The sequence below is a fragment of the Algorimicrobium algoritergicola genome (assembly GCF_008086165.1).
Classification (GTDB): Bacteria; Bacteroidota; Bacteroidia; order Flavobacteriales; family Flavobacteriaceae; genus Algorimicrobium; species Algorimicrobium algoritergicola.
This window is the reverse complement of sequence record NZ_VSKL01000002.1, coordinates 1-17,314: the sequence shown is the minus strand read 5'-3', so window position 1 is coordinate 17,314 and position 17,314 is coordinate 1. Positions and strand designations below refer to the sequence as shown.

The window sequence follows — 17,314 nt, the reverse complement described above, 5'->3', positions numbered from 1 at the left end:
TTTTATGAAACACTTTTCCCTTAAAAAAGTTAGACTACACATTTTAATAATTAACTAATAAAAATTTGTAAGTCGGTATCTAATTGATTTTTAGCCAAAACAAACAAATATATATTTTGCAAATGAAATCACCTTACGGTATCCCGTAACCAAACTAAAAAAAAGAGAATCATTCATTTCTGAATACAATTCTCTTTTCTTTAACATGACTAAAATGAAATCACAACCTAATCATCATCTCCTGGCGGCGGCGGCGGTGGTGGCGGCGGAATATCGCCTTCATTGCCACAACAATCCGTTGCTTGAGCACTTGTTTCATCTGCTACACTGGTTGGTGTACAGGAATAGAATGCCATATTCATGGCAAGCATAAACAGTATTAGATATACTTTTTTCATTTGATTTTAAATTAAAATTGAACAATCGTATGGCTGTCCACCTATTTCATTGGAAATTGACTATTCAGCAATACGCGCTATTGTGCGAGAAGACGTCATTCTCGCTTGAGAAGTATGGAGTTAAAGACAGATGACATGATTACTTCTCATAGGCACATAACCCATCTTTAAAACTCCACTTAGATTGATTTTCGCAAGCCTATGCGATTAGGCATCAATCAATCATAAGTCAAATGAAAGGAAACTGATTTGTTTGGGTTGGAAATACAATGGATGTCTATTGGAAAGATTTAGGAAATCCATTTCCAACAAATTTCCAATGAATAATTATGTAACTTTATTCCCTAAAACACCTTCTAAATGCATAAAGAATTACTAATTAAAGCCTTCGAAAAAGCGCGGAATGAACTCATTAAACAAGGTATTCAAAACCCTTCTGCGGTCAAGATAGCTGAAGAGCTTTCATGGTATATTCAAGAAAAGGAAGGATTCTCGCTAGGAGAACGGACATTTAGAGATTACTATACCAATGCCCTTAAAAATGAAACAGAAGATATTGAGGTAAAACAGATAAAAGTCATTAATGGACTATGTCACTATTTAGGATTTGACCATTATATTGACTTTATAAATGAACAATTACCAAAAGTAAAATCGAACCACTCGGTCAATAGTAAATCATTCTTTCAAAAACATAAAATTGTTATTATTTTACTACTTGCAGTAACTACTACATTTATAATCTACAATTCGGTTACAAAGCAAAAATGGATGCTTTGGGAAACTGATCATTATGTTGCAGCTGATTTTAATGCGAAATTATTAAAAGAAGGTATTCTTAAATTATATGATCAAGACCGTATTGAGAACTTCCGAAAAGTAAATCCTGATTGTCAAACTAAATTTTTCAAAGAGGATGGCATAGAAAATTTATGGTATGGGAAGAATCAAGATGGTACATTAGAGTTTTTTACGTCATTAGGCCTACACCCTGGAACGGGTAAAACCTTAAAGAAAATTACAAAGCATATGATTAATAAATACATTTGTGATACTTATAAATCGGATTAAGAATAAGAAACATAAAATTGAACAAAATGGTATTTTCTATCCTTCAAATTAACCAAATAAAATAACACATTCTTCCAAAAAAAATTTAAAACTGATACCAAACGAAAAAAGCGCACAGAATCTGTGCGCTTAAAAAACTCCCCTGTTTTTATCTCAATAAATAGCAAAGCAAACATAAGATGCTTTTATTATATATCCTTACTGTTTTCCGTAATGACATGAATTTTTTAAATAAGCCCTAAATCTTTAACAATAGCCACTAAATGAATGGCATTTTTTGCTTTAAATTGAATGCGGAGTTTATTAAGTCGTTTTTCAATGGAACTCAAACTACTTGGCGACATGCCTTTTGCCTTATATTGCTGACTGATTTGCTCCTGTGATAAACCTAAAGACAATTGCTTTAACAAGAAAATATCATAATCATCAATTTCTAAATCAGACTTTTTACTCAACGCTTGCGAAACAATTCCTGAAACATAGCGTTCGTTATTAGAAACCGCATTTATGGCTTCGTTCAATTCAAAAAGTCCGCGTCTGCCCTTGCATACATACCCTTTTACACCATACTCATTTATCAGGCGCTTGACGGTTTGAGCCCTATCTTCAATGGAGTAAACAATAATTTTTAACTCTGGAAAACTGGTATGCAACGCTTTTATTAAGTCTTCACCTGATGCATATTTTTGATCTCTATGATCTTTTTTAAACGATAAATCTGTTATCAATAAATCGTAAGGCTCCTCACTTAAGCTGGCACTTTGAATCCGCAAATACGCATCATCACAGTACTGAACGGACGTGACATTGGTGATTTTCAACGTATCCAGAATGGTTAACATCCCTAAATTAATACTAATTAAATCGTCTGAAACTATAACTTTTTTAAACATCTTAAACTTTAATAAAAGCACTGAAGCCTTGGTTAATTTGAGACTTAAAAGTAATAGAACCATTTAAAGTATCTATACGGTTTTCCGCATTTTGCAAACCATTTTGTTTTTCTATGCTACATCCAACACCATTATCCGAATATTGAATATGCACTTTTTGACCGTTTTTAGTGAAGTCCAAAACAACTATTTTTGCAGCGCTATGTTTTTTCATGTTGGTCATTAATTCTTGAATGACCCTATACATAGCTACTTTTTTATTCACGGATACGGTTTCCCAGTTTATTTTTGAAATGCCTTTTATAATGATATTCGTATCCGAATTTTGATAGTTTGATATTAAATCTTTAAGGAGTTCTTGATAATTATTTGTGACATCAATTTCATGATATTCTCTAGAAATATCTCTAGTTTTTTCATAAACAGCTTCTAAATCATCTAAAATACCATCACGACTCATGGTGGATTGCTGCAATTTATTCATTAGATGATACACATCATTAGCCACCTCATCATGTACTTTTTTAGAAATCCGGAGTTCGGTATTATAAACCTCCAATTGTTTTTGTTTTTTGTGCCGATGCCGCGTTATTAAAAACCAAATAAAACCCAATACGATAATAAGAATGGCTGTGTATCCGTAAATTAACTTTAAGTTTTTCTGCTTTTCAGCTTGAAGTAAATTAGCACTGGCAATTTTTTCCTGTTTAAATAAATCATATTTTTTGGAGGTATATTTTCCTTCGGTTAATAGATTATTTTCTTCTATACCATCACTAATCTGTTTATACAGTTGTACTTCTGAATCGCTTTTTAAACCAATTACCAAATCCAATGTCTCTGAAATAATATTAGAATTATTCGTTTCTTTGGCCAAAGCGAAAGCTTTTCTTGCGTATGTTTCTGCTATAATGGTATCACCTGTATCCGAGTAATACTTGGATAAATCATTGAAACTTCCAATTACTTCACTTCCATTTTTCAAAGCTTCACGCATAGCAAGACCTTGTGTTAAGTAAGTCAAGGCATCTGGTTGCTTGAGTTTCCCCTTAACTATTCCATAATTATTGAGAATACGCGCTTTTTCTGTGGAATCCTCAACTTCTGCCAACGAATTATAGAGGTTTTCAAATTCTGTAAGTGCCAGTTTCCAATTCCCTGATTTTATAAGCGTAAATCCAATATTATTTTTAAGTTTAATTTGATGTTGTTGTTCTGTAACTAATTCTAACGCCTTTCGATAATAAGTAATGGCTTTATCATAGTCCAATAATTGACGATATATTTTACCCAGCTGGTTGTAAATTCCAATACGACTTTCAGTGGTCGTAGAATCTACTTTCATATTATCCAGCAAGCTTAAAGCTTCAATGGACGAATCTTCGCTATCATAAAAGAAACCCAATTTATATTGAATAATTGCTATTTGTCGCAAATTGTAAATGGCATGCGTAACATGAGACTTTTTCAAATTTTGCTCTTTCGTTTTGTTGTAAAATTCAAAAGCCTGTATTAAATCATCCTTGTCTCGCGGATTCTTTACCTTTTTTCTAAAATAATCAGCACTGTCTTTCGTTTTTTGCTGAAATGCATAGCATGGTACGGCATTAAGAATTAGAAAGCCTAGTATAAAAAAGAAATGGAATAATTGCTTGTTGATCATGCAGTAGGTGTTAAATCTATAAGCTTAAAGCCTACACCGATTTGATATAACGAATTAATCACATTCATAAGCAAGTTCATTTATATAGCTATAAATCGTTTCCAATAGGACATGTTTTCTGTTTATGAAGTGCCATAAAAATTAGTTTAATTTAGGTGTCATATTTTACAAATGACACCTTGTTTTGTGCACATTCTTTTCTAAGATTCTTTTAAATCACTTTTGTAAATGCATGCCATCTTTTCGCCATACGTTTTTATATAACCAACTATTTGATACAAGTTGTATCCACAAAATTCAACATCGTTTAATAAGCGTTTCTAGTCCACACGTGGTATAACCAGAAATGGAATTATAGAATGATAGCCCATTTTTTTAATAACAGGCTCCTTAATTAATTTTTCAACAAAGCTATGCTCAAAATTAATCATGGTAAGAATATTACTCTTGTTTTCCTTTATAAAACGGGTTATAATTTGTTCCTTTTTTCCAGATTCGGTAAGCCAATTAAAATTAATATCATAGTTCTTGAAATAGGTCTTTAGCATGTCAACATTTTCAAGCTGTGTGTCTTCAAGTTTATCCTTTTTGTTAATATGAACAATCTCAATTTTAGACCCATGTAAATCTGCTATTTCTTTAATAAATTTTAACTCTTCGCCATAAAAGCGATTAAATTTTGTGGGGAAAACCATATTATTTGGTTTCACATATTCAAAATTACCTGGAATTAACAAAACAGGACAATGTCTCATTTTATTCATGACTGTAACCGTATTACTACCATATAAAAACTCTTGAGCGCCTGTAGCACCTTTGGTACCCATAACAACTAATCGTATATTATGTTTTTTAACAGCAACTTCCATACAATCCAATACAGAACCTTCACTAAAAATAGTTTCAAAGGTATGATCGCGATCTTTACTTTCCAGTATTGCATGATCTTTAAGCGCCATCAATTTTTTCTTTAATTTATTTTGAACGGGCTCTATTGCACTTTGCGGAATATGTGATCGTGCTCCAGAATTTAAAAACGTCCAAGCGTGTGAAAAATAAAATGTACACGGCTCGCTAGCATATAAATTTAAAGCATACAAAGCTGCACTCCAGGCATTATCTGAAAAATCAGTAGGTAATAAAATGTGATGTCTCATAAGTAAAATTCATTAAGTGATTGTCGGTATTATTAAAGCGACACCTTTTTATATGGGTTCATTAAAATCTGTTTTAACCAGGAATAACTAAAAATGGAATACTGGATTTAAAGCCTAATTTTTTAATAATAGGTTCTTTCATAAAGCTTTCAATAAAACTATGTGGATAGTTTATCATAACTAACATATTAATATCAAATTGCTCTATAAAATCGGTTATACCGCGTTCTTTATTTCCTTCTTTAGGCATAGAATGAAAATTGTGCGTAATATTTTTTAAAGATGCTTTAAGTTGATCCAAATTGTAATCCTGTGCTTCTGAAATGTCATGATCTTTATTAATATGAACAATTTCAATTTTAGAATCAAACAGGCTGGCCAACTCTTTTAATGGCTGCAATTCATCACCATAGCTGCGATTAAAATCTGTTGGAAACGCAATCTTTTCTGGTTTTTCAAATTTAAATTCATCTGGAATCGCTAAAACGGGACAATCCTTCACACTTTGAATAATACTTACCGTATTACTTCCGAAAATAATTTCTTCTGCTTTTGTGGCGCCTTTGGTTCCCATTATAAGCATATCAATTTTTTGCTTTTTTATGATGGATTCTAATGAATCTTTGAGATCATAAGCACTTAAAATAGTTTCAAATTGATGGTTGGCATTGGCATGATTCTGTTCTGCTTTTGCTTTAACCTCTGCTAGACCGTTTTTAGCATTTTCGGTCATAACACGTGTTAGTTTACTAGACATGCTAGATTTAGTAGACCCCTTTATTATAGACGAATGTAAAAAATAAAATGTACACGTTTCCGCCTCATACAGTTTAAAGGCATATAAAGCTGCAATCCAAGCATTATCAGAAAAATCGGTTGGTAATAGTATGTGTTTTCTCATAAATTATATCATAAATTAATGCGATAAGTTAAAGCTTCTAACGCGCTTTTCCTATGATAAAAATCATAAGTTTCATGGTATAATCTACAAAGAGATTTTAAATTTAAACCATAAAATTTATTAGGCAAATACACGTAAAGAGGTTTTAAAATAAACTCAAATTAATAATAAAAGACTAATATATCGATTTTATAGACATCTGTCAATAGATACGGTAATTCTAATCATTTAAAACAACCACGTAATAAGAAAACCGCTGTACTAGAGTATTTTAGTTAATAAGAGAATACGCTGTATTTACGCGTCCTTTACCCAAATAATTTCGCCTTTATATAGCGTGCATTCATTTCTGCAATACTACGTATAGAAATTTCGGCTGGACATTCCACCTCACAAGCGGCCGTAAACGTACAGCTCCCAAAATTTTCTAATTCCATTTGGGCTGTCATATCCAACAACCGTTTATGTGCTTCCGGTTGACCTTGCGGTAATTTATTGAGGTGATTTATTTTTGCAGATGTAAATAAGGCAGCAGATGCATTTTTGCACGTTGCCACGCAAGCACCACAACCTATGCAAGCAGCCACATCCATAGCCGAATCCGCCACATCTTTGGATATGAGAATGGCATTAGCTTCGGCGGCAGTACCCGTTTTTGCCGTTATAAAAGCGCCTTGTTCCATAATTCTATCAAAGGCCGTTCTATTAACTACTAAATCTTTAATAACCGGAAAAGCAGCTGCGCGCCAGGGTTCTACAACAATGGTATCCCCATCTTTAAAACTACGCATATGCAATTGGCAGGTCGTTATATGATCATGCGGTCCGTGTGCTCTACCATTAATAAACACACCACATTGTCCGCAAATACCTTCCCGACAATCGGACTCAAAAGCAATGACTTTTTCATTTTTTAAAACAAGGGTTTCATTCAGATAATCCAAGGCTTCTAAAAAGGACATATCTTCCGATAATCCATCAACAATATATGCTTTTAGAGATCCTTGAGCATCAGAATGATCTTGTCTCCATATTTTAAAGGTTACTTTCATCTGGTTATTATTTATAACTTCTTACCGTTGGCTGAATATATTCAAATTCCAAAATTTCTTTATGTAGCTTAAAATCTGCTTCTTGATATTCCCATACAGAAACGTAGGCATAATCCGCATCATTTCGTTTGGCTTCGCCTTCTTCAGTTTGGTATTCTTCCCGAAAATGAGCGCCACAAGATTCGTTTCGTTGAAGCGCATCTGTACACATCAGAATGGCTAACTCCATAAAATCGGCCAAACGCAGCGCTTTTTCCAATTCAGGATTCATTTCATTTGCGCTTCCAGTAACTTTGACATCATTCCAAAAAGCGACTTTAATTTGTTTTATTTGAGTAATGGCGTTTTCTAATCCCACTTTATTCCGACTCATAGCACATTCTTGCCACATAACTTTTCCCAACTCGCGATGAAAATCATCCGAAGTTCGACTGCCATTTATATGTAATATTTTTTGAATTTGTCTCTGAACGTCCTCCTCTACTTTGGCAAATTCAGGATGTTCTATGCTAGGATGTTCCGCTTGTAATTCGCCTTCTAAATAATTATTAATGGTATTCGGTAAAATAAAATACCCGTCAATACTAGTTTGAAGAAGCGAATTCGCGCCCAGGCGATTGGCTCCATGATCGGAATAATTACATTCACCTATAGCATATAAACCCGGAATAGTGGTCATTAACTCATAATCTACCCAAAGTCCACCCATGGAAAAATGGGCTGCTGGCGAAATTTTCATCGGCTCATGATAGGCGTTAATTCCTGTTATTTTTTCATACATGGTAAACAAATTCCCATATTTATCGGTAATGGCATCCTTTCCCATTTTTGCAATAGCATGCTTAAAATCTAAATACACGGCATTTTTCAATTGGCCAACACCATGACCAGCATCTATGCGTTCTTTTGCTGCTCGCGAAGCAATATCTCTAGGTGCTAAATTTCCAAAACTCGGATAGCGCCTTTCTAGGTAATAATCGCGCTCTTCTTCGAGAATGTCTTGAGGCTTTCTAGAATCGTCCTTGTTTTTAGGCACCCAAATCCGACCATCATTACGAAGGGATTCAGACATTAAAGTCAATTTTGATTGCGCATTACTAGTTTGTGGTAAAGCAGTGGGATGAATTTGTGTAAAACTAGGTGCAGCAAAAAAGGCACCGCGTTTATGAGCCTTCCAAATAGCACTTCCGTTGCAACCTATGGCCAAAGTAGACAATCTGAAAACACGGGAATAACCACCTGTGGCTAGTACAACGGCATCAGCAGCAAATCGTTTAATAGCACCAGTTTCTAAATCGCGCGCAACGACGCCTTTTGCTTTTCCATTAATAACAACTAGGTCCAATACTTCATGCCTTGGTAGCATGTCCACTTTTTTGGCGCGAATCATTTTAGATAATTGCGAATAAGCCGCCAAAACCAGCTGCTGCCCAGTTTGTCCGCGTGCATAAAACGTACGCTGTACTTGCACGCCACCAAAACTTCTATTAGCCAAAACACCACCATACTCGCGTGCAAACGGAACACCTTGCTGCACAAAATGATCTATTAAGGGTGCTGATAATTCAGCCAATCGATAGGTGTTGGCTTCGCGCGAACGGAAGTCGCCACCTTTTAACGTATCATGAAACATACGCCAAACACTATCCCCATCATGCTGGTAATTTTTGGCTGCATTTATGCCACCTTGAGCGGCTACAGAATGTGCCCGTCTTGCAGAGTCCTGATAACAAAAACATTGCACCTGATACCCAAGTTCGGCCAACGTAGCTGCTGCTCCAGCGCCTGATAATCCAGAACCCACAACCATAATATTGAGTTTCTTTTTATTGGCTGGATTGATTAAGTGCGATTTTGCTTGATAGTTTTTCCACTTATCTTCTAGCCTGCCTTCTGGAATTTTTGAATCTAATGTCATATACTTACTATTTGAAATAAACGATTATTGGTATGATCCCAAAACCTACGCTAACAATAATGGCATAAATAAGTGCAATTTTAGCCAATACTTGAAGTCCTTTTTCATGATAAAATCCCAAGGTTTTAAAAGCTGATTTAAGGCCATGATGCAAATGAAATCCTAGTGGAATCATTAAAATTGTGTAGAAAAGCACGTAATAGATATTATGAAATAAGGCAAAGGTAACTTCGTAAACATCTATATTTCCGGCTATATCTGTTCCTACGTCCTCGCCTATTCCCAATTTAACGCGTGCCCAAAAATTAACCAGATGAACACCCATAAAAATTAAAATAAGCACCCCTAAAACGCCCATATTTTGAGAAGCCCAACTACTGGTTTCATGTTTATGATTAATGATATAACGATCATTTTTTGCACGACGGTTTTTATAGGTGATTATGCCAGCATAAATAACATGAAAAACAATAGATAGATACAGTAAATAAGCCACAATCATAATAAGTGTGCTTTCTCTTAAAGTGGTCGAATACGCATTGTATAGGCTTCTAGCCGTTGCTTCCGGAAATAACAAGAGTATATTTGCCGACAAATGAACCATCAGAAAAACACAAAGAAATACTCCTGTTGTGGCAATGATACTTTTTTTTATAAACAGACTCATGACTGGTTGATTTATGTAAGATTAAAGACATCGAAAATTATCTAATTAAAACCGTCACTAAAAATAGGGTTTCATACTGAATAGAAAAAGCTTAATACGAATTTAAAAGATATAAGATTGATGAACCATCTGTTATTCACCTAATAAACACAGCATTTTCCAGAATATTCGAAAATCAATACCTAATTATTCATTTGGGTCAAGATTAGCATCTAATCAGTTTAAAAAAACAATCAAAACCCCGTAACTTGTGTTCACACAATCCATTTATGGCGTCACAGAAAAAAAGACGCAATTTATATGTATTCGTCTGGATAAAACTTCTAAAATGGAAATCACGAATTTTTAAGATTTTGGATAGCTATTTATTTAAATGCCTTACCAATTTATAAATTATTCGTTATACTAAAAACGCTATGAAACCCATTATACTTTTAATACTATTTATGACAACACTAAACACTTACGCTCAAAAAATAATTCCTAAATCTATAGAAAACGAAACAAAAGCTGCTTTGGATTTTTATCCAACTTTACGGGATGTTGGGATTGAGATAAAGTTTAAAAAGAATATTAAAAAATCGACCATGCAGGCACAGCCTAAATTTGGAAGTTTTTTTAAACCGAGAGAATATCGAGACTATGTAATTTTAATTAGTGAACGATTTAAAATTTCAGATAAAGAGTTTTCGACTAAAGATATACCATCGGATATTTTAATTGGTTGGATAGGTCATGAACTCGGTCATATAATGGATTATCAAGACCGAAGCAATCTGAATCTTATTTGGTTTGGTGTTAAGTACTTGCTTTCCGAAAATCATATTATTGAGGCCGAACGTGCTGCTGATACCTTTGCTGTTGCTCACGGTATGGAATCGTATATTCTGAAAACAAAAGATTTTATTTTGAACAATGCCGATATTACACCTTCCTATAAATTACGAATCGAAAAATTTTATCTTTCGCCCGAAGAAATCATGGATATTGTAAACGAACGCGATGGCGTGGTTCCCGATGAGGCTACTTCTGTGAAGTAACAAAGGCTTCCCAATCCTGAAATTTATCTTCTTTCATAACACGTTCCATTTTTACTTGGCCACCTTTTTTCTTGTTGGCAGCACTCCATTCATGAAAAACAGCTGGCGGAATGAGTTGCACTTTTACACCTTTTAAAGCTTTTCCACGCGCCACTTTATAATTCTTATTGGCGGTCTTTAAAAAACCATCTAAAGCTTCGGCCACTTCATCAGAATTCAATGAATCTTCACTCCCAATATACCAGCTATGATAAAATTCATCATCAGCGCCACGTTGCGCACAAATAGTATATTCAGGAATTTTAGTGTTGAATTTTTGTTCTAATTGCTGCATGGCATCATCCATTTTATTCACCGATAATTGCGATCCAACCGTGTTCAGAAAAAATTTGGTGCGACCTGTAATTTTTATTTCGGCGCGTTCTACATTTGTAAATTCAATAGTATCACCAATTTCGTAACGCCAAGCACCACTTACAGTACTGATTATTAAAACATAATCTTGATTGGTTTGCACATGTGCTAACGTTATAGAAGGTGCGTCAGGAACCAAAGAGCCATCTTCATTAATATATTCTGGTTTCATAGGCACAAACTCAAAATAAATACCATTATCAGTAACCAATTGCATAGCATCTGTTTCTGGTCTGGCTTGAAACGCCATAAAACCTTCAGACGCTAAATAGGTATCAATAACCGTAATAGGATGTCCCATTAACGCATTAAAACTCTTTTCATACGGACTAAAAGCCACACCTCCAGACGTGTAAACTTCTAGGTTTGGCCAAATTTCATGAATATGCTTTAAGTTATGTTGCGCAATCACTTTTTCCAACATGAGTTCTATCCATGATGGAATGCCACTAATGGCGCCAATGTCCCAATTTTTAGCATTGTCGGCAATTCGCTGCACGCGCTCATCCCAATCTTCAATTTTAGCAATATCTTCCCCTGGCTTATAATAACCACGGAACCAAAACGGAATATTACTGGCTGTTATTCCACTGATTTCGCCTTCTAAATGATCTTTGTTTTCTTGCAAATCTGTAGAACTCCCCAGCATCATGATTTCCTTTTCGAAAAAATCGGCTTCAAAATCAAAATTACTTAACGCGAATACTTGATTGATACCTGCTTGTTTTATAGCGTCAATCATTTCATCCGTTACAGGAATACGCTTACTACTTTTTCCTGTTGTGCCTGAACTTAAAGCAAAATAGTTCGGGTGGCCTGGCCAAGTTATATGGTCTTCCCCATTTTGATAGCGATACCACCATTCTTTTTGAATTTTATTATAATCGAAATACGGAACTGTATCAGAAAATGCTTTTGCAAGATCATCCGAATCTAAAATAGATTCAAACTTATAATGCTTTCCAAATTCTGTATTTTCCGCTTGAGTAAGTAAATTTTTCAACACCTCTTTTTGAGCTTCCACCGGATTCAATTCCGGCGTAAATGTGTCTTTAATTTCAATAATACCTTTGATAATATTTCCGAGTATAGCCATGTGGTAAAGTTAAAATTTTTTGTTTTTATTCTCTAATCAGGCTAAAGCGTTTTTTGACTGTAAAAAATAAAAAGTGAACTGAAATTACTAAAAACAAAAACTGAACAAGAAAATAAATCCTGTTCAGTTATTGTTTATGGCTATTTAGAAATTAAACTTGTTAGTGTTTTAAAAATCTAAAAGTATGTGTACCAACTTCTGTTTGTAATTTTACAAGATATGGACCCGTTGCTAATTCGGAAACCTGCAATTGCAATGTAGATGCTGCCGTATTTTGAGCATAAACTTCCTGACCCAACATATTGAAAATAGTTACGCCTTGAATGGTAGATTTATAACTAATATTCAAAAAGTCTTTTGTTGGAATCGGATAAACAGAAAGCGCATTTACTTCAAACCTATCCGTACTTAAAGGAGCTATATTTAATGTAAAATCCAGTGCTTGTCCGTATCCAGGATAAATGCCTTGACCGAATGCATCAAATTCAATTCCACATGGATTTATTTCCGCTGGAGAGTCTGAATCGGTATATGTTTTTGTAATTCTTATTCGTGTTTCACCTAAAACAGCATCTGTTGGCACCAGAATATCCATACTGACGCTAACGCCATCGGTTCCATCGGTATTGATTAGTGTTCCTATTTCGTATATTTCACCAGCATCATCTAAAATATCATTTTGGTTCCAATCTATGAATGCAACAATATCCGTATCAAAAGGGCCATACGTGTTTCCAGTGACTTGCAAAGCATAGGTTTCGCCAGCAGCTATATTAACAACTGTAGCGGTTTCATCTACTAAAGCCGATTCTATATCTAAATTTGTAATGCTCGTTCCATCAAAATTTACGGTCGTAATTTCTTCAACAGAAACAGCACCAGCATCGGTAATTTCACAATACGGATTCGGAAATGGCAACACAACTGCTGCCTCAACTAGCAAGGTAAAATCTAATGCTTGACCATAACCTGGATAAATACCTTGACCGAATGCATCAAACTCAATACCACAGGGATTAATTTCTGCCGGGGAATCAGAATCATTATATGTTTTAGTAAGTCTGATTCGTGTTTCACCTAGAACAGCATCGGTTGGAATAACAATATCAAAAGTTACGGATATCCCATCGGTTCCGTCCGTATTAGTCAGTGTTCCTATTTCATATATTTCACCAGCGTCATCTAACACCTCATTTTGGTTCCAATCTATGAACGCAACAATATCGGTGTCAAAAGGCCCATAGGTATTACCAGTTACTTCCATGGTGTATGTGTCTTCTTGCGTTACCGCTACAACCGTTGCAGTTTCGTTAATTAATACAGAAGCCACATCCGTATTTGTTATTGTAGTTCCGCCAAAATCTACGGATGCTATTTCTTCAACGATAACATCTGTAGCATCTGTAATTTCGCAATACGGGCTTGGAAACGTTTGCGCTTGCATACCAAGGGATAGTAAAAAAAGCACTAAAGTAATTTTTTTCATAAGTTTTAAAATTTGATTTCAAACCAAGTTAGTAAAATTAAACGGAACATGGGATATCAATCCTTTTAACAAAATTTGTTAATGTTTTTATTTCTGATTAAAAAACGAATAGTTTCGCAAATCTCATGATTAAAAAAAATCCATATTCTAATAAGTTGTCACGCATTTTTTCAATGCTTGCCATTTTGTTCGCTTTAAGTCCATGTTCGGCTAAAGAGACATTTTTAGGAACTCTAGAAATCGATTTTCAACGTCCTGCCCACAAAACAATTGCTACTCATTTTTCTGAAATCTGCCAATTAGCAACTGTAGATGGATTTCAAGTAGTAAAAACAACAGAACTTCAAACTTTAAAATTAATAGCGACTAAACCCTCTATTAATTTCGCGGATTTATCGCCTAGTGTACAACCACGTATTGGCGTAAAATACAGCAAAAAAACATCTGGTGTTAGTCCGCCATTCTACATATTATATCAATGTTTAAAATTAGATACTGCAGCAACTTACGCTTAATAGTCTCATATTTTTTTTAACATTTATATACATTTTACATGAAACAATTTTCAAATCAGTCGTATAACACGGCTGGACTTTTTACATTAGCCATCCGCCTAGTAGTAGGATGGACCTACTTTTCAGCCTTTTGGCGCCGCGTAGCATTAGCAAATAAGTTAAACCCTGATGAAGCGGGCTATATAGGCGAAAAATTCAATCATTTTCTTCCCAACGCATTAGGTATTAAACCCATAATTGAATATTTGGTGTTAAATCCAGATGCTTTATGGTGGGCCATGGTTATTTTCACCATCATAGAAGGTATTGTTGGTCTCCTAATTATTCTAGGTCTTTTCACGCGACTCATGAGTATTGGGGTCTTCTTTTTAGCCATGGGTATTTTGCTCGGTTCAGGATGGATTGGCACCACCTGTTTAGACGAATGGCAGATTGGTGTACTAGGTATTGCCACCGGGTTTACCTTATTTTTAAGCGGTAGTGGCCATTATTCATTAGATAAATTACTAATGGATAAAAACTATGTATTTACACGAACCAAATGGTTTGGCTTTTTAGGCTCAGGTATTTTGCCGATTAAAAATTTAAAACCGATTGTTCTGTTTGGTGCTTTAGCTATTTTTTCATTAACACTATTTACCAATCAGTATTTTCATGGCGGTGTTTTTGGAACGCTTCATAATAAATCCATAAAACCAAAATTAGAGTTAAGCCAGGCTACCATTTCTAATAATACTTTGGAATTTCAAGTATATCGTGTGGAAGGTGTGGATGTATATGGATCCTTTTTAATAGGTATGGAATTAATGGATTCGAATGGAAAAACAATCATGTCTTTAAATGGAACTGATTTATCACGTTTTCCAACAGATCAAATTAGTAATCATTATGTGGCGAAAATAAAACCTGGTGTTCATAGTCTGATTATTCCATTGGGTGCAAAAGCCGATATTTCAATATCTTTAAATGATACCGATTACAACCCGAATAGCAGTCATATTTTAAAACTGACAGATATTAGCGGGTTAACTTGGGAAATTAATGTGAATTAAAACGTTTATTTTATAATTAATTTATAAGGCGTTCCGGAGGAGTTACAAACCTTCGGAACGTTTTTTTTAAAAGAAGAAATATTAATTTTGATACACAAATTTAAGATTTAAATCAACCACTTAAAAAGCAAATTGCATTTCATCGGATTTATCATAACGTTACTCGACTAAAACTTTTCACTTCATCAATAGTAAAACATCAATTAAATTTCATTATCCGGAAATACTTGATATACTGCGTTTTACATCAAAAAGTGAGTCGTTTACTATAGTTTAATTAAATACAAAGAGTATATTAACCGTTTACCGAATAAATTTCTAGACCGCATTTCCATAGGTTATTTTTGGGCTCCCTCAGTTTACATAATTAATAATAGCAGATTTAAGTAGTTTCTAATCGCGTCTTTATTTAAAACCGATTTTAAGAAATTTCTGACAGTTTATTATTAAAAAATTAACCGCTATTATGAAAAAAATTACTTTTTACTCGTTATTACTAATTGTTCTTACTATTAGTATTCAAGGTTTTTCTAAACCAATTAGTTCAGATCATTATTCTGCAAATACTAATCAGGTTACTTTTTTCAGTAATCCGCTAAATGAGCATGTGTCGTTGCGACCGGATTTTGAAGAATCTTTTAGAGAAAGTTCAGCTAGTCGTGCTATCACTTACTGTCCAACAGATTTTTCAGTAAATGTAGATCCCGGCACTTGTGGTGCAGTTGTTACGTATACCATGCCTGCAACAGATTTAAGTGGCGGATCTATGGTATTAACGTCAGCTCTTGGAATTGGTGATACCTTTCCAGATGGTCCTACTACCGTAACCTATGAAGAACGCGATGCTGTAAATATGCCTACCGGGCAAATTTGTAGTTTTGTTGTTACCGTTTTAGATAATGAAGACCCTGTTTTAACACCAGGTATAGATAGAAATGTTAATTTAGATGCTAGTTGTGAAATCACCATTCCAAATGTTTTAGGAACGGCTACAGATAATTGTGATGTCGCTTCCGTTACCCAAAACCCGATTGCTGGTTTTGTAATATCTGCGGTTCATAATCAGACAATTAATGTTACGGTTACGGCAACAGATGATTCTGGTAACACGGATGTTGAGACTGTTGTATTGACAGCGAAAGATGTGATTAATCCTTTAACACCAACCCTTGCCGATTTAACAGATGAATGTTCTGTAACAGCTGCAGCGCCAACAACTACGGATGCCTGTGCGGGAACTATTACAGGTACAACCACTGACCCGTTAACGTATAATACACAAGGAATTTATACTATTACTTGGAATTTTGATGACGGGCATGGAAACGACATAGATGTTGTTCAAAATGTAATAATCACAGACAACACAGCGCCTGTAGCTGATATAGCAACACTTGCTGATGTTACAGCTGAATGTTCGGTTACATCCTTAACTGCTCCTACTGCTACTGATAATTGTGGTGGAACTGTTACCGTTACTAACGATGCTTCTTTACCGATTTCTACCCAAGGTACTACAGTCCTTACTTGGACTTATAATGATGGGAATGGAAACACTTCTACGCAAACGCAAAATATTATTATTGATGATGTTACACCTCCTGTTGCTGATGTGGCTTCGCTTGCTGATGTTACTGCTGAATGTTCGGTTACATCCTTAACTGCTCCTACTGCTACTGATAATTGTGGTGGAACTGTTACCGTTACTAACGATGCAACTTTACCGATAACAACGCAGGGAACAACTGTTGTTACGTGGACTTATACAGATGTGATTAGTAATGCATCTACGCAAACGCAAAATGTCATAATCACCGATAATACAGCTCCTGTTGCTGATGCTGCTTCGCTTGCTGATGTTACTGCTGAATGTTCGGTTACATCCTTAACTGCTCCTACTGCTACTGATAATTGTGGTGGAACTGTTACCGTTACTAACGATGCAACTTTACCGATTACAGTACAAGGAACAACAGTCGTGACTTGGACTT

General features: G+C 34.9%; 15 protein-coding genes. 5 read left to right on the top strand and 10 right to left on the bottom strand.

Going from position 1 to position 17,314, the window contains the following annotated elements:
* Positions 1-227: 227 nt before the first annotated feature.
* Positions 228-398 (bottom strand): hypothetical protein, encoded by a 171-nt coding sequence (locus tag ES675_RS16400; RefSeq protein ID WP_170244075.1) that lies wholly within the window; start codon positions 396-398, stop codon positions 228-230.
* Between the two features lie 360 nt (positions 399-758).
* Between ES675_RS16400 and ES675_RS06005 the strand changes: the two genes are divergently transcribed.
* Entirely contained in the window at positions 759-1,469 is a 711-nt protein-coding gene (locus ES675_RS06005) for a hypothetical protein (protein WP_066252854.1), read from the top strand.
* Positions 1,470-1,696: 227 nt separating this feature from the next.
* Here ES675_RS06005 and ES675_RS06000 read toward each other — a convergent pair whose 3' ends face one another.
* From ES675_RS06000 to ES675_RS05970, 7 genes are all read right to left on the bottom strand, one after another.
* Positions 1,697-2,362, bottom strand: coding sequence for a DUF5932 domain-containing protein (locus tag ES675_RS06000; RefSeq protein ID WP_066252857.1), 666 nt, complete (start codon positions 2,360-2,362; stop codon positions 1,697-1,699).
* 1 nt (position 2,363) lies between these two features.
* Entirely contained in the window at positions 2,364-4,025 is a 1,662-nt protein-coding gene (locus ES675_RS05995) for a tetratricopeptide repeat-containing sensor histidine kinase (protein ID WP_148367315.1), read from the bottom strand.
* 320 nt (positions 4,026-4,345) lie between these two features.
* Positions 4,346-5,182, bottom strand: coding sequence for a universal stress protein (locus ES675_RS05990; RefSeq protein ID WP_066252864.1), 837 nt, complete (start codon positions 5,180-5,182; stop codon positions 4,346-4,348).
* A gap of 73 nt (positions 5,183-5,255) precedes the next feature.
* Complete coding sequence (locus ES675_RS05985; RefSeq protein WP_066252867.1) at positions 5,256-6,083, bottom strand: universal stress protein; 828 nt, start codon at positions 6,081-6,083, stop codon at positions 5,256-5,258.
* 308 nt (positions 6,084-6,391) lie between these two features.
* A complete protein-coding gene (locus ES675_RS05980) occupies positions 6,392-7,135 on the bottom strand; it encodes a succinate dehydrogenase/fumarate reductase iron-sulfur subunit (protein WP_197503499.1) in 744 nt (247 codons plus the stop codon).
* 7 nt (positions 7,136-7,142) lie between these two features.
* Positions 7,143-9,053, bottom strand: a complete 1,911-nt coding sequence (locus ES675_RS05975) for a fumarate reductase/succinate dehydrogenase flavoprotein subunit (protein WP_066252872.1) — start codon at positions 9,051-9,053, stop codon at positions 7,143-7,145.
* Positions 9,054-9,060: 7 nt separating this feature from the next.
* Positions 9,061-9,720: a succinate dehydrogenase cytochrome b subunit gene (locus tag ES675_RS05970; RefSeq protein WP_066252875.1), complete on the bottom strand. Its 660-nt coding sequence runs from the start codon at positions 9,718-9,720 to the stop codon at positions 9,061-9,063.
* A gap of 416 nt (positions 9,721-10,136) precedes the next feature.
* Here ES675_RS05970 and ES675_RS05965 point away from each other — a divergent pair, with 416 nt between their 5' ends.
* Entirely contained in the window at positions 10,137-10,760 is a 624-nt protein-coding gene (locus ES675_RS05965) for a hypothetical protein (protein ID WP_066252877.1), read from the top strand.
* Here the strand turns inward: ES675_RS05965 and ES675_RS05960 are convergent.
* Positions 10,744-12,270, bottom strand: a complete 1,527-nt coding sequence (locus ES675_RS05960) for a GH3 family domain-containing protein (RefSeq protein ID WP_066252879.1) — start codon at positions 12,268-12,270, stop codon at positions 10,744-10,746. The genes ES675_RS05965 and ES675_RS05960 overlap by 17 nt on opposite strands.
* Before the next feature lie 160 nt (positions 12,271-12,430).
* Entirely contained in the window at positions 12,431-13,756 is a 1,326-nt protein-coding gene (locus tag ES675_RS05955) for a T9SS type A sorting domain-containing protein (protein WP_231931297.1), read from the bottom strand.
* Between the two features lie 125 nt (positions 13,757-13,881).
* On the opposite strand from ES675_RS05955, the gene ES675_RS05950 reads away from it, so the two are divergent.
* From ES675_RS05950 to ES675_RS05940, 3 genes are all read left to right on the top strand, one after another.
* Positions 13,882-14,271, top strand: coding sequence for a hypothetical protein (locus tag ES675_RS05950; protein WP_066252881.1), 390 nt, complete (start codon positions 13,882-13,884; stop codon positions 14,269-14,271).
* A 38-nt stretch (positions 14,272-14,309) separates the two neighbouring features.
* On the top strand, positions 14,310-15,323 hold the full coding sequence (locus ES675_RS05945) for a TQO small subunit DoxD (RefSeq protein WP_066252884.1): 1,014 nt from the start codon (positions 14,310-14,312) through the stop codon (positions 15,321-15,323).
* A 466-nt stretch (positions 15,324-15,789) separates the two neighbouring features.
* On the top strand, positions 15,790-17,314 hold a 1,525-nt coding region (locus ES675_RS05940; RefSeq protein ID WP_148367313.1), incomplete at its 3' end, for an HYR-like domain-containing protein.

Excerpts from the sequence above, each read along its gene's own strand:
- ES675_RS16400 (WP_170244075.1), bottom strand. The coding sequence starts at position 398 with ATGAAAAAAGTATATCTAATACTGTTTATGCTTGCCATGAATATGGCA.
- ES675_RS06005 (WP_066252854.1), top strand. The coding sequence starts at position 759 with ATGCATAAAGAATTACTAATTAAAGCCTTCGAAAAAGCGCGGAATGAA.
- ES675_RS06000 (WP_066252857.1), bottom strand. The coding sequence starts at position 2,362 with ATGTTTAAAAAAGTTATAGTTTCAGACGATTTAATTAGTATTAATTTA.
- ES675_RS05995 (WP_148367315.1), bottom strand. The coding sequence starts at position 4,025 with ATGATCAACAAGCAATTATTCCATTTCTTTTTTATACTAGGCTTTCTA.
- ES675_RS05990 (WP_066252864.1), bottom strand. The coding sequence starts at position 5,182 with ATGAGACATCACATTTTATTACCTACTGATTTTTCAGATAATGCCTGG.
- ES675_RS05985 (WP_066252867.1), bottom strand. The coding sequence starts at position 6,083 with ATGAGAAAACACATACTATTACCAACCGATTTTTCTGATAATGCTTGG.
- ES675_RS05980 (WP_197503499.1), bottom strand. The coding sequence starts at position 7,135 with ATGAAAGTAACCTTTAAAATATGGAGACAAGATCATTCTGATGCTCAA.
- ES675_RS05975 (WP_066252872.1), bottom strand. The coding sequence starts at position 9,053 with ATGACATTAGATTCAAAAATTCCAGAAGGCAGGCTAGAAGATAAGTGG.
- ES675_RS05970 (WP_066252875.1), bottom strand. The coding sequence starts at position 9,720 with ATGAGTCTGTTTATAAAAAAAAGTATCATTGCCACAACAGGAGTATTT.
- ES675_RS05965 (WP_066252877.1), top strand. The coding sequence starts at position 10,137 with ATGAAACCCATTATACTTTTAATACTATTTATGACAACACTAAACACT.
- ES675_RS05960 (WP_066252879.1), bottom strand. The coding sequence starts at position 12,270 with ATGGCTATACTCGGAAATATTATCAAAGGTATTATTGAAATTAAAGAC.
- ES675_RS05955 (WP_231931297.1), bottom strand. The coding sequence starts at position 13,756 with ATGAAAAAAATTACTTTAGTGCTTTTTTTACTATCCCTTGGTATGCAA.
- ES675_RS05950 (WP_066252881.1), top strand. The coding sequence starts at position 13,882 with ATGATTAAAAAAAATCCATATTCTAATAAGTTGTCACGCATTTTTTCA.
- ES675_RS05945 (WP_066252884.1), top strand. The coding sequence starts at position 14,310 with ATGAAACAATTTTCAAATCAGTCGTATAACACGGCTGGACTTTTTACA.